Below are 12139 nucleotides of genomic sequence, written 5' to 3' on the forward strand. Positions count from 1 at the left end.
ACGCGTCAAATTCGTCGATATCTTCTCTCATCGCGATCATCCAAAGTCTGTATTATTCAATACTACCAGGTATCGCTTTGATGTGAATATTTTATTGACACAGTAAGACTAGAAGCCGTGCTCGATGATCGGCCGCGCAGCAGCTCCGTGATTTTTTCGGTGCAGTTGTGGCCATCGAGCGGTCCGGAGCCCGAATCCATCTTGCAGGTCATGAGCCGGCAGCGCGACATTCAGTATTCGAGTCGCGCGGAAAGCCACCTCGATCGGCAGAAGCAGATTCACCGGCTGCGTCACGTGATTCGCGAACTCGGCCAGTACATCCCGGAAGAGAAACGCGATTCGCCGGAGGTTCAGGCGCTCATCGGATGGGGCTGCGGCACGACGATGCAAGTATTGGAACTCGACGCGCCGACGTTCGATAACGACGATTTGAACAGGGATATCGATTTTTCGTCGAATGGCATCGAGCGGCGCTGGGCCGCCGGGTATGACGACACGATCCGCTTGCTGGAGCGTGCGCCCTGGCGCGAAACACTGGACCCGATGGAAGGCATCTCAATCTTTCGAATGGCCTCCGTGGATGGCCAAAGATAATTCATGATCCGGCTCGCCGATGCGGTGCTCGTCATGCGCGCACCGATCGCGCTTTTTATCGTGGCTGCGATCTACGGCGCGTCCGTTGTGTCGGAAAGACGGGCTGCTTCTCGCCTGATCTCCTCGGCCTCAAGCGGCCGTTGAGTCTGGCGCAGGAGTGTGCTCAGGTTGCCGAGGGTCCGCGCTTCATCCTGGCGGTAGCGCGCTGGGGTTTCTCGCGACAGCGTCCGATAGATGTCCAGCGCGCTCCGGTATGCGTCTTCAGCCTCGCGTGGGCGTCCGCTGTGACTGAAGAGGACGCCCAGATTGTTCAACGTCCGCGCTTCGTCTGGCTGATAGACATGCGGGGTTTCCCCCGCGAGCACACGATAGACCTGCAAGGCCTGCTGATAAGCGCGCTGCGCCTCGTTCGGCCGTTGCGTGGCACGATAGAGCGCGCCGAGATTGGTCAGCGTGCGCGCCACATCGGGCCGATAGAGTGCTGGACTCTCCCGGGCAAGCTCCTGCCGGATCGTTAGCGCTTCGTTGTAGGCATGCTCGGCTTCGCGCAGTTGTTGCGTCGCGCTATAAAGGTTGCCGAGATTGTTCAGCGTACGAGCGAGCGCCGGGCGGTAGGCCGCGGGATTGCTTCGCACGAGAGTCCGCTGGATGTTCAGCGCCTCGCAATACGCCTGCTCCGCATCGCTCATGTGTTGGGTGGCGCCGTTCAGAATGCCGAGATCGTTGAGCGTAGTCGCCATCTCGGGTCGGTAGGTCGCGGGATCGTGATAAGCCAACGCACGATCGATGTCCAGTGCTTCACGATAAGCATCTGCCGCTTCTTTCAGGCGCTGCGTATCGCGATATAGGGCGCCGAGGTTGTCGAAAGTTTCTGCCACGGCGGGCCCGTAAGCCACCGGGTTCTGTTTCGCCAGGCCCCAATAGGTCTCCAGCGCCCGCAGATAGGCGGCCTCCGCATCCTTGGGACGTTGCAGCCCAACGTAGAGATTGCCCAGCTTGTCGAGCGTGCGCGCAATCCGGGGCTCGTAGGCGGCAGGCTTCTCCTGCGCCAGCACCTGATAGCGCGACAACAGCGTCCGGTAAATCGGCTCTGCACGTTCATACTCGCGTTGCGCCAGCAACGTGTCGGCAAACGCGGTCGCGATATCGCTATCTTCCGGTTGCAACGCGTAGGCCTTGTCCAGATACGGCAGGGCATTCTGCGGCGCGAAACGCAGCAATTCGATCTCGCCAGCCTCATAAGAACGCGCCGCGAACACTTGCGCAGTTCCCTGTGTTTCGGCAAGCAGCTGGGTCAGCAGTTGTACGGCGCCCTCCAGATCCAGGCGCTTGAGCGCGTCGTCGATCCGCGATTCAGGAGAATCAGGACTCCGTTCGATCGAGGATCTGCTGCGCAGATCCTTGTAACGTGCGGACCATTGCCGGGCTTCCGCTGCGAGGGCTGCGTCGGGCTGCGCCCTGATTTGCTCGACAAGGCGCTCAACGAGCGGCTCGACATGGGCAAACGCGGAATCGGTCTTACCCCCAATACGGTCCGATTGCGTATGTACCGCACCGAGTATCACGTTGGTTGCTTTCGCGAGCGAGACTATCTGGGCATCGGCAAGTTCGGCGCGCCGCACCGCACGGTTCAACTGAATGGTCAAGCGGTTGAGGGTTCGAGCCGGGAGTCCGCAATCCGTCTGTACTTTGAGGCCGTTTTTGACATCGACCTCAGAGAACGCCGGAGAACACGAACTCGCCACGTCCGCTGCGAGGCATCCCACGGACAATGCAATTATCGCCACGCCCGGCAAAATCTTGCGCGCACACATTTTCCGTCACGCCTGCCGTTTCGTGGAAAGCAGTAACGTCCGGACTACACAACGAGCCTGCAGTCGAATCAGGCTCCCACCTGGATGCGATTGACGACGCCATCGATCGCATCCAGACACCAGGCGTCCTGTTCCGCCAGCCGTCTTTCCGCTTCGGTCGCCACCCAGCCTGCGAGCGTGATCCTGTGATTTTCCACTTTGATGGTGATCTGCTCGGCGCGCACACGCAGATCGGTTTCGAGCACCAGGTGCAAAGCCTCGGAAATCTCATCGTCGTCGTCTGCTTCGGCGGGCACCAACTCCAGCAGGTTCACCACGTCGCGACAGCCGCCGACCCACCAGGCCGTCACACTTGCGAGGCGCCGGTGGGACAGACTGCCCACCTGCCCCGTCAAAGTCACTACGCCGTCCTCGACCGTCACTTCAACGACGCCGCTGCCGTCGTTGCCAGCCTCGTCCATGGTGCCGTGCAACACTTCAAGCTGGCCCTTGACGCGCGCGCAGATCACGCAGTTGCGAAACTCCGCCGTCTGCGCCAGCCGCTCGCAAAGACGTGTGCGCAACTCGCCATCACCGATCGACGGGTTGGCGGTAACACGCAATTGGTCAACCAGACGCGCCCCCTCGCAGTGTCTCTGGGTCAACTGAAGAAGGCGTTTCTTGGATGTGATATCGGGCACCTCGCCTGTCACGGTCAAGGCGCCGCCGTCGAAGCTCATATGAACGGGATGATTCCGGAGCTTCAGGTGTGATTCGCGTTCGAAGGCTGCCATCACCTGCTTCAGGACCGTATCGCTGCGTTGCATGATCTGCCTCGCGCAAAGGTTGGGTGACGCAGCGCCCTTGATGCTGCGCTGCGCAAGCCTGGCCGCACCCGACGGGCGCCGCTCAACTCGGCGTGCCCGCCATGCGACGGGCGAAGCGGATCCGTTCGGCGCGGTCCATCAGATCCAGGAATTGATCCGTGCCCATGTGAATCAACGCTTCATGATCGCCGGCCTCAAAATAGACGTCCGGTTGCAGGGCAAGGCTCTCGTCGAGATAGGTCCGCATGCCATAGGCCGTACATACCGGCGGAAGCGCTCCCGCGTCGCAATCCTTGAACAGCTCCCTTAGATCGACCTCTTTAGCCAGCAGGAGGTGGCGCCCGGTCTTTGCCCAAAGCTCGGACAGCCGCACGGCGTAGGTCGATGGCAGCACAGCCGCCACGTAGCCGTGTTCGTCTTCGAACAGTACGGTTTTGGCGAGACGGTCACCGGGAATATGCGCTGCCGCCGCGGTTTCGATGCTGGAATGGCTGTGCGGATGATGCACGATTTCGTACTGGGAGCCCTTGCTGCGCAGGCACTCCTGAAGCGTGGCAGACATCGACATGACGCACCTCCTCAGGAAAATAGGAAACGGAAGACTGTTGCTCAAGATCCCTTAAGGATAGGTCGCTTTAGCTCGCGTGTGAAAACATGCGGCCAGTCGCGCTGTCAGTGCGCAGGCATGATGGCCAAGGGCACGATCACTCCGTATGGCGCACGCGTGGAACATGGGTAGCACGCGGGTAGCACACGGGTAGCAAGCGGCTCCGTTTTCGCCAATAATGGCCCCACATCCACTACTGGACGAGGGCGGCCATGCGTTACACCCCCGACGCCATCCGCACCATCGCCCTGGTCGGGCATGCCGGATGTGGCAAGACATCGATCGTCGAAGCTTTGCTGCATCAGGGCGGCGCATTACACGCGCCCGGCAGCGTGGAGCGCGGCACCACGGTCTGCGATTTCGACCCGCTCGAACGCAAATATCACCACTCCCTGAGTTCCGCTGTCGCCCACCTGCACTACCGGGATACCCGCATTTATCTGCTGGATACACCCGGCTACCCGGATTTTTCCGGGCTGTCGATCAGTGCCCTGCCGGCGGTGGAAACTGCCGCCATTGTCATCAATGCGCAGACCGGTATCGAAATGACCACCCGGCGCATGATGGCGTGGGCGGAACAACGCAAGCTCTGCAGAATGATTGTCGTGAACGGCATCGATGGCGAAAAGGTCGATCTTCCGGGGCTGCTGACTCAGATTCAGGAGACCTTCGGCAAGGGATGCCTGCCCATCAATCTCCCAGCGCAGCACGGCCAACAGGTGGTGGACTGCTTTTTCAACCCCGGCGGCGACGCCGATTTCCTGTCGGTTGCGGCCGCGCACAATGCGCTGATCGATCAGGTGGTCGAGATCGACCCTGCCTTGATGGAGCTTTACCTGGAGCAAGGCGAGGACATCAGCCCGGAGCAGTTGCACGAGCCCTTCGAGCGGGCGCTGCGCGAAGGTCATCTGGTGCCGGTTTGCTTCACGTCGGCGGCCAATGGCGCCGGCATTGCCGAATTGCTCGACGTGTTCGTCCGGCTCCTGCCCAATCCCATGGAAGGCAACCCGCCGCTTTTCTACCGCGAGGCAGACGGCCGCCAGCAAGTCATGCGCGCCGAACCGGACGCCGACAAGCATGTATTGGCCCATGCCTTCAAGATCGTCGTGGACCCTTACATCGGCAAAATGGCCGTGTTTCGGATTCATCAGGGCACGGTCAGGCGGGACAGCCAGCTCTATGTCGGCGACGGGCGCCAGCCGTTCAGGGTCGCCCATCTCATGATGTTGCAGGGCAAAGAGCACGTGGAGGTCCCGCAGGCCGGTCCAGGCGATATCTGCGCCACAGCCAAGGTCGACGAGATCGGCTTCGATGCCGTGCTGCATGACGCTCCCGAGGACGGCAATATTCACCTGACCCCGCTCGACTTTCCCACGCCCGTCTATGGCCTCGCGATCGAACCGGCGCGCCAGGGCAACGAGCAGCGTCTGTGGGAGATTCTGCAAAAGCTGAGTGCGGAAGACCCTTGCCTGCGCATCGAACACCCGGTCGGCACCAACGAGACGGTGGTGCGAGGTCTGGGCGAGTTGCATCTGCGCCTCATGCTGGAACGCCTGGCCGAGCAGTACAAGCTCGACGTCGTGACCCGGCCGCCGAAGATCGCCTATCGGGAAACCATCGGCGCCAAAGCCGAAGGGCATTATCGCCACAAGAAGCAAACCGGCGGCGCCGGACAATTCGGCGAAGTGATGCTGCGCGTGGAGCCGCTGCCGCGCGGCACGGGCTTCGAGTTCGTCGACGCGGTCAAGGGCGGCGCCATTCCCGGCCAGTTCATGCCGGCCGTGGAGAAAGGCATTCTGCAAGTCATCGACAGCGGACCGCTTGCCGGCTTCCCGATGCAGGACGTGCGCGTTACCGTCTTCGACGGCAAGAGTCATTCCGTCGATTCCAAGGAAGTGGCGTTCGTCGCCGCCGGACGCAAGGCCTTCATCGATGCGGTGCTGAAAGCCCAGCCCATTCTGCTCGAACCCATCATGGACATCGAGGTGATGACGCCGGAAGCCGCGATGGGCGACATCATCGGCGACCTCTCCGCCAAGCGCGGCCAGGTGCATGGCACGCGTACGGCCGCGGGCAATGCCGTGGTGGTTGCGGGGCAAGTGCCGTTGTCCGAGCTCAACGACTATCAGTCGCGTCTGAACGCTATTGCCGGCGGGCACGGTCACTACAGCATCGAGCTCAGCCATTACGATCCGGTGTCCCCCGCTCAGCAGGAGCGCATGGCGTCGCAGCACAAAAAACAGGGCGACAGCGCGGCGCCGTGAGCGGCATGAGCGGCATGCCGGGTATGCCGGGTACGCAGCGCTACCGTGCCATCTGCAGATCCGCCATCGTCGCGGCAAGAAAACGCGCCGCCTCGCCGCCTGTGACGACCCGATGGTCGAAGGTCAGACTCAGCGGCAAGATCCGATGCACGGCGGGCACCCCGGCTTCGGCCACGACCTGCTCGTGAATGCGCCCGGCGCCGAGAATCGCGACGGTAGGCGGCACCACAATGGGCGACGCATATTTACCGGCGATCATGCCGAAATTCGACAGGGTGATCGTATTGCCGCGCAGTTCGTCCGGCGGAATCTTGCGAGCCCGGATATCGGCACGCATCCGGTCGAGCCCGCCACGCAGATCTGCCGGGTCGCGTAGCGCGACGTTGCGCAACACCGGGACGAACAGGCCATCCGGCAAATCGACGGCAATGCCAAGATCGATTTTCTCCAGTACATGACGCCGTCCCGTATGTCCGTCGAACCAGGCGTTGAGCCCCGGTTCGGCCCGGCATCCTGCCACCAGCGCGCGGATCAGGCGGATCGTGACATCGGTATCGGGCGGCCACGCATGAATGTCGGCATCGTCGATGACGGTTGCCGCCGCGACTTCGCTCTGCGCGCGCGCCATGTTCTGAGCCATCGCGCGCCGCACACCGCGCAGCACTTCGGGCGGCCCGAGTTCGGCGAGAACCTTCGCGACACGCTGCACGTCCGCCGCCGTGATGACGCCCTCCGGCCCCGATGGCGTCACCATCGCCAGATCGACATCCAGCTTGCGCGCGAGCGCCCGCGCCGCCGGGATCGCCTTGATCACGCCGGCACCCGCGCCCATGCCGCTGCCGGGCACGGCCGGCGTTTCCGGCACGACGTGCTGGCCGACCTGCATATGCCCGACCACGGTGCCGGCATCGGCTTCGTCGGCCTCGCCTTCGAATGCGGCAAGCGGCGCACCCAGATGCACGACGTCGCCCGGCTGGCCGAACAGCTTCGCGATGCGGCCGGATTGAGGCGACGGAATCTCGACGATCGCTTTCGCCGTTTCGACCGATAGCAGCGGTTGATCCGCGAGAATCTCGTCGCCGCTCTTAACGTGCCATTCGACAATCTCAGCTTCCTGCAAGCCTTCGCCGAGATCGGGCAGTTTGAAGACTTTCATGGCTTCACGACGCCTCCAGAGTCTGCCTGACCGCGGCAACGATGCGCTCCGTGCCTGGCATATAGTGATTCTCGAGCCTGTACAGCGGCACCACCACGTCATATCCCGTGACACGTTGCACCGGCGCGAGCAGCGAGTAGAGTCCGCGCTCGGCAATATTGGCGGCAATCTCCGCGCCAACCCCGCCAGTGCGCGAGCCCTCGTGCACGATCACGCAGCGTCCGGTTTTCGCCACTGAAGCGAGAATGGTGTTCATGTCGAGCGGCTTGAGTGTCGCCACGTCGATCACTTCGGCCATCACGCCTTCCTGCGCAAGCAGCTCGGCCGCGGCCTGTACGTCCTGCACCGCGCCGCCCCAACTCACCAGGGTGACGTCGGACCCCTCGCGCAGCGTGAAGCACGTGTCGAGCGGCAACGCTTCGCCGTCGTCCTCCACCGCTTGCTTGAAGAGCCGGTACAACCGCGTCGGCTCGAAGAAGATCACCGGGTCCGGATCGCGGATCGACGCAAGCAGCAAGCCGTATGCGCGCGCAGGAGACGACGGTGTCACGACGCGCAAGCCGGGGATGTGGGTGAACAAGGCTTCGGGGCTTTCGGAATGATGCTCCGGTGCGTGAATGCCCGCGCCGCACGGCGCACGGATCACGAGCGGGCACGTCAGCCTCCCGCGTGTTCGATGCCGCAGACGCGATGCGTGGTTCAGAATGTGATCGATGGCCGGATAAATGAAACCGCTGAACTGGATCTCCACAACCGGCTTCAGACCCATCGCGGCCATGCCGATCGCGGTGCCGGCAATCGCGGTTTCGGCCAGCGGTGTATCGATCACCCGCTCGACGCCGAATCGCGCCTGCAACCCGACCGTCGCGCGGAACACCCCGCCGTTCACGCCGATATCCTCGCCGAGCAGCACGACGGCCGGGTCGTGCGCGAGTTCGCAGGCGAGCGCCAGATTGAGCGCCTCGACCATGTTGAGCTCAGCCATGGTGGTTCCCCGTGGCAGGCGCGAATTGCTGCGCCATCGCCCGTTGCTCGCGCATCGCCAACGGCAAGGTCTCGTACAGATGATCGAACATGGCGGATGTGTCGGGCTGCGGGACCGCCAGATACGCGTCGACGGCCTGCTCGACCTGCGCAAGACACGCGCGGCCGAGTTGCTCATCCTGCGCCTTGTCCCAGACGTTCATCCTGATCAGGTAAGTGCGCAGGCGCAGCAATGGTTCGTAAGCCCATTGCTCACTGAGGACCTCGGCGTCGCGATAGCGCGTGGCGTCATCGGCTGTCGTGTGATCGCCCAGGCGATAGCTGAGCGCTTCGATCAGCGTCGGGCCATCGCCGCGACGCGCTTTGGCGAGCGCCGCGTGAACCACATGGTGCACCGCGATCACATCGTTGCCGTCAACCTGCAGCCCGTCGATTCCCGCAGCGATCGCTTTTTGCGCGAGCGTTTGCGCAGCGCTCTGGCGGCTGCGTGGCACCGAGATCGCCCACTGGTTGTTATTGACCACAAGGACAAGCGGCGCCCGCCAGACGCCGGCCATGTTCATCGCTTCGTAGAAGTCGCCTTTGGAGGTGCCGCCGTCGCCCGATATCGCCACCGCGACGCGCGACTCATGCCGCAACTGGAACGCGTAGGCCGCGCCGGCGGCATGGCACACCTGCGTGCCGATCGGCACACAGTTCGGGAAATCGTCGCGCGGCACGCTGAAGTCGCTGCCGCGTTCGTCGCCGCCCCAATACAGCAGACTTTCCGTCATCGTGACGCCGCGCAGCAATTGCGCGGCGTGATCGCGATAGGAAGGAAACAGCACGTCATCGGGTTGCATCGCGCTGGCGACGCCAACGCCAATCGCCTCCTGTCCCACCGACGATGCGAACGTGCCGAGCTTGCCGGTTCGCTGCAGTGCGACGGCTTTGGTGTCGAACGCCCGTGTCAGCACCATCGCGCGATAGAGCGGAATCAGCGCCGCCGGGTCCCGCGCAAACGCAGGCAACGGCTGGGCAGGCTCGCCGTCGGGGCCAAGGTATTGCGTGTAGCCGATATGAAAACTGGCAGCCGTCGTCATGACCGTCCTCCATGTTCATTCGGACATCGTATACGCGCCGGCGTTCGCGCGCATGCGCGCTACCGTACGAACACGGCGGGCCTCGCGCACGCAAAGAGGGTCGATTCCAGAACAGGCGCATTCATCGCGTCACACGCTCGATGTTGGGTGGCTACTACAGCGTCTGTATAACAGGTAGTCCAATGACCAACTGCCGGCGCCCCGGCACAGCAGAACCAGCAGCATCGCCGCCCACTGAATGTGCGTGGGCCATGCCTGCGGATACACGAACACCTCGATGATCGTTGTCATGCCGAGCAGGACCAATGCTACCGGTCGCGTCGCGAGACCGAATACAAGCAGAACGGGCGTGGTTAGTTCAATTGACACCGCCAGGTAGGCGGCAAGCTCGGGAGGAAGCAACGGTAGTCGATAGTCTTCCCTGAACAACTCGAGCGCAGCGTTCCAGTCGGCCAGCTTGGTCATCGCCGAGTTCCAGAAGATCGTGGCAACAGCAAGCCTTAGTGGAAGCGCGAGAACGGTATACGGCACGCGCTCCAGCCACTCGACGGCACGTCGTGCCCGGTCGGTCAGCATCGAACTGCGACGAGCGGATTGAGATTCCGGCCTCATGTGTCTTGCCTCCCAATTGTTCGGCTGGATGCCTGATTCGATAGGCACACGTCGACAAAGCATCCCGATGCAAGAAGGTGTGCGAGCCAGACAGAGGTCTCTGCGTCCGGCACGTCGGCAAGGGCGTCATGCAAAGACCGCCCCGCAAGCAAGGCTGCCGTGAACCGGCATTGCCCTTTCGCCATCCGGCTCACCTCGACACCCAAAGGCCCACGGTGGATAACCAACCAGACCGGGTCAGCGGCCAGATTGATGGTTGCCAATGCGCTATCGTCCTGGGACAACACCGCGCGCCAGATGGCATCGACGGGAAAGGGCGACTCAAGCACCCGCACTGCAGGACTCGGCAAAAACCGTACGGCTTGCAGGTCGGCCTCATCCAGTTGCGCGAGGCGTTGCAGGTCAAGTGGCTTTGCGTCCACTGCGTGCAGCGCTTCATTCACGGCCCATTCAAGTCGTGCCGTATCGGGCAGATAGGCGAGTGACGCCGCTTCCGGCATGTGTGCCAGATATTCCGCAAACAACGCGCCGTAGCTGTCCAGCAGTGCGTTCGACGCTGGGCATTGCTCAATAAAAAGTCGGGCTGCGCCTTCGAAGAATTCCGACCCGACCAGAGCCTGTACGGCTGGATAAGTCAGCTTGAGTGCCGTTAGCAGTGTGCTGTTCGCCGTATTTCGATAGATGGCGAGCCGTGCCTGAGGAGCCAGGCCGTCCGACACCACGTACCCGGATGCGTCGCCATCGGCAAGCCCGAGCAAATCCCGGCGGACCGCGCATTGCAACTCAAGCAGCGTGGGTGCACAAGTTGTCATTTCGCAACCTCTCAATAGCGGCCTCTGCAATTGCAGCTTCTTCCATCAGAACGTCAAGCGCCGGTACATCGGTGTCCCATTCAATCAGCGTGGGAACCGGTCCAAAGCGCCTGAGCGCTTGCTCAAACAGGTCCCACACGGGAGGTGCGACGCGCGAGCCGTGGTCGTCGATGCGAATTGTCTGGCCTCGGTCAAGCTGCCGGACGCTGTGCCCGGCCAGGTGAACCTCGGTAACCGACTCCGCCGGCAGAGCATCGAGATAGGCCAGTGCATTCCAGCCGTGATTGCTGGCACTGACATAAATATTGTTGACGTCACAGAGGATGCCGCACCCCGTGCGCCGCGCGACCTCGGCTAAGAATTCCCATTCCGGGATGGTTGAGTGGTGAAACCGCAAATAGGTGGACGGGTTTTCTAATGAAATCTGCCGCTGCAGGCAAGTCTGGACCTGGTCGACATGGGCGCAGACAATGTTCAACGCTTCTTCCGTCATCGGCAGCGGCAGCAGGTCGGCCAGGTAGACGCTACTGCTGATGCTCCAGGACAGGTGTTCGGAGACCAAGCCGGGCTCAACACGCTTGATGACGTCGCGCACGCGCTCCAGATGCCGGACATCCAAGCCTTCGGCGCTGCCCAAAGAAAGTCCAACGCCATGGAGCGAGATTGGATAATCCCGGCGGATGGCGTCCAGGTAACCAGGCGCACTCCCCCCGCCCATGTAGTTCTCGGTATGCACCTCGAACCAGGCGACGGGTGGGTGCCCTTCGACAACCTCGTGATGGTGTCGAAAGCGCAGTCCAACACCAGCACACGCCGGAATCAGGCCATAGGCACATTGCGACGCGGCATAAGCGGCATCCATGAACTCCCCCATTCGCTCAAGCAGGCTTCAGCTTGCCGCCCTGAATCTTGCTGCAGTCTCCGGCGGGAAGTAGTACGAATGACTTGGCGTCGCGCGCCTGGGTGGCTTGCCCGGCACAGGAATGGGCTCCTTCTGCGCAGTCATTTTTCGATACGGCGTTGATGCCGTAGCACTTCTCCAGTTTGTTCGCTTGCATCCGGGCCATGTTGTCCTTCACAACTTGCGGCATTCCGCTCATGTCCTTCATGGTCTGGGCCTGGGCCGGTACCGCCTGCATGGCGAGTGCCAGGCCGATTGCCGAAGACAAGGTCGAGACGGCCATCAAATGTTTGTTCATCACGCTTCCTCCTGGGGGTTGCGGCCGGGCATTCCGGCCGTGTAGGAAAGTTCGGCCGAGCGCTGCAAAAGGTTACTGCCCTGACAAAGTTTTTCTGCGTGACAATCTGTCGTCCGCGACCCAAAATTTCCGCATGCTCAGGCATCCACGTCCACCCAGTCCCGTTTCAGGTTCCGAGAGAGAGGGCCTGGAGCCGCTCACTCCGGCCG

11 protein-coding genes and 1 pseudogene are annotated in these 12139 nt (G+C 62.3%); 2 read left to right on the plus strand and 10 right to left on the minus strand.

The window, feature by feature from the left end; genetic code table 11:
• Positions 1–108: 108 nt before the first annotated feature.
• Positions 109–594 (plus strand): annotated as a pseudogene (locus tag KHO23_RS28680) (DUF3734 domain-containing protein); the annotation flags it as partial.
• Positions 595–665: 71 nt separating this feature from the next.
• Here KHO23_RS28680 and KHO23_RS28685 read toward each other — a convergent pair.
• The 3 genes from KHO23_RS28685 to KHO23_RS28695 form a co-directional block, all read right to left on the minus strand.
• Complete coding sequence (locus KHO23_RS28685) at positions 666–2240, minus strand: tetratricopeptide repeat protein (protein ID WP_236067024.1); 1575 nt, start codon at positions 2238–2240, stop codon at positions 666–668.
• A gap of 236 nt (positions 2241–2476) precedes the next feature.
• On the minus strand, positions 2477–3214 hold the full coding sequence (locus KHO23_RS28690; protein WP_211615472.1) for a BON domain-containing protein: 738 nt from the start codon (positions 3212–3214) through the stop codon (positions 2477–2479).
• An 82-nt stretch (positions 3215–3296) separates the two neighbouring features.
• Positions 3297–3782, minus strand: a complete 486-nt coding sequence (locus KHO23_RS28695; protein ID WP_211615474.1) for an aminoacyl-tRNA deacylase — start codon at positions 3780–3782, stop codon at positions 3297–3299.
• A 251-nt stretch (positions 3783–4033) separates the two neighbouring features.
• Here KHO23_RS28695 and fusA point away from each other — a divergent pair, with 251 nt between their 5' ends.
• Entirely contained in the window at positions 4034–6085 is a 2052-nt protein-coding gene (gene fusA, locus KHO23_RS28700; RefSeq protein ID WP_211615476.1) for an elongation factor G, read from the plus strand.
• A gap of 40 nt (positions 6086–6125) precedes the next feature.
• Here the strand turns inward: fusA and KHO23_RS28705 are convergent, their stop codons facing one another.
• The 7 genes from KHO23_RS28705 to bufA1 all read right to left on the minus strand — a co-directional run bounded on the left by KHO23_RS28705 (position 6126) and on the right by bufA1 (position 11930).
• Positions 6126–7241: a dihydrolipoamide acetyltransferase family protein gene (locus KHO23_RS28705; RefSeq protein ID WP_211615477.1), complete on the minus strand. Its 1116-nt coding sequence runs from the start codon at positions 7239–7241 to the stop codon at positions 6126–6128.
• A gap of 4 nt (positions 7242–7245) precedes the next feature.
• The gene (locus tag KHO23_RS28710) at positions 7246–8226 is read right to left on the minus strand and encodes an alpha-ketoacid dehydrogenase subunit beta (protein WP_211615479.1); all 981 of its coding nucleotides are present in this window, start codon (positions 8224–8226) and stop codon (positions 7246–7248) included.
• On the minus strand, positions 8219–9307 hold the full coding sequence (gene pdhA / locus KHO23_RS28715) for a pyruvate dehydrogenase (acetyl-transferring) E1 component subunit alpha (RefSeq protein ID WP_211615481.1): 1089 nt from the start codon (positions 9305–9307) through the stop codon (positions 8219–8221). The genes KHO23_RS28710 and pdhA overlap by 8 nt, the downstream gene beginning before the upstream one ends.
• A gap of 129 nt (positions 9308–9436) precedes the next feature.
• Positions 9437–9919 carry a DoxX family protein gene (locus KHO23_RS28720; RefSeq protein WP_211615483.1) on the minus strand — a complete coding sequence of 161 codons (483 nt, stop codon included), beginning with the start codon at positions 9917–9919 and terminating at the stop codon, positions 9437–9439.
• Positions 9916–10731: an HvfC/BufC N-terminal domain-containing protein gene (locus tag KHO23_RS28725; RefSeq protein WP_211615485.1), complete on the minus strand. Its 816-nt coding sequence runs from the start codon at positions 10729–10731 to the stop codon at positions 9916–9918. The genes KHO23_RS28720 and KHO23_RS28725 overlap by 4 nt, the downstream gene beginning before the upstream one ends.
• Positions 10703–11593, minus strand: a complete 891-nt coding sequence (bufB, locus tag KHO23_RS28730) for an MNIO family bufferin maturase (RefSeq protein ID WP_211615487.1) — start codon at positions 11591–11593, stop codon at positions 10703–10705. Before bufB ends, KHO23_RS28725 begins: the two co-directional genes overlap by 29 nt.
• Positions 11594–11609: 16 nt before the next feature.
• The gene (gene bufA1, locus KHO23_RS28735; protein ID WP_211615490.1) at positions 11610–11930 is read right to left on the minus strand and encodes a BufA1 family periplasmic bufferin-type metallophore; all 321 of its coding nucleotides are present in this window, start codon (positions 11928–11930) and stop codon (positions 11610–11612) included.
• Positions 11931–12139 lie beyond the last annotated feature (209 nt).

The sequence above is a fragment of the Paraburkholderia haematera genome, assembly GCF_905220975.1.
GTDB lineage: Bacteria > Pseudomonadota > Gammaproteobacteria > Burkholderiales > Burkholderiaceae > Paraburkholderia > Paraburkholderia haematera.

Coding starts and splice junctions, on each gene's coding strand:
- KHO23_RS28720 (WP_211615483.1), bottom strand. CDS start 9,919: ATGAGGCCGGAATCTCAATCCGCTCGTCGCAGTTCGATGCTGACCGAC.
- KHO23_RS28725 (WP_211615485.1), bottom strand. CDS start 10,731: ATGACAACTTGTGCACCCACGCTGCTTGAGTTGCAATGCGCGGTCCGC.
- bufB (WP_211615487.1), bottom strand. CDS start 11,593: ATGGATGCCGCTTATGCCGCGTCGCAATGTGCCTATGGCCTGATTCCG.
- KHO23_RS28710 (WP_211615479.1), bottom strand. CDS start 8,226: ATGGCTGAGCTCAACATGGTCGAGGCGCTCAATCTGGCGCTCGCCTGC.
- pdhA (WP_211615481.1), bottom strand. CDS start 9,307: ATGACGACGGCTGCCAGTTTTCATATCGGCTACACGCAATACCTTGGC.
- KHO23_RS28695 (WP_211615474.1), bottom strand. CDS start 3,782: ATGTCGATGTCTGCCACGCTTCAGGAGTGCCTGCGCAGCAAGGGCTCC.
- KHO23_RS28705 (WP_211615477.1), bottom strand. CDS start 7,241: ATGAAAGTCTTCAAACTGCCCGATCTCGGCGAAGGCTTGCAGGAAGCT.
- fusA (WP_211615476.1), top strand. CDS start 4,034: ATGCGTTACACCCCCGACGCCATCCGCACCATCGCCCTGGTCGGGCAT.
- KHO23_RS28690 (WP_211615472.1), bottom strand. CDS start 3,214: ATGCAACGCAGCGATACGGTCCTGAAGCAGGTGATGGCAGCCTTCGAA.
- bufA1 (WP_211615490.1), bottom strand. CDS start 11,930: ATGAACAAACATTTGATGGCCGTCTCGACCTTGTCTTCGGCAATCGGC.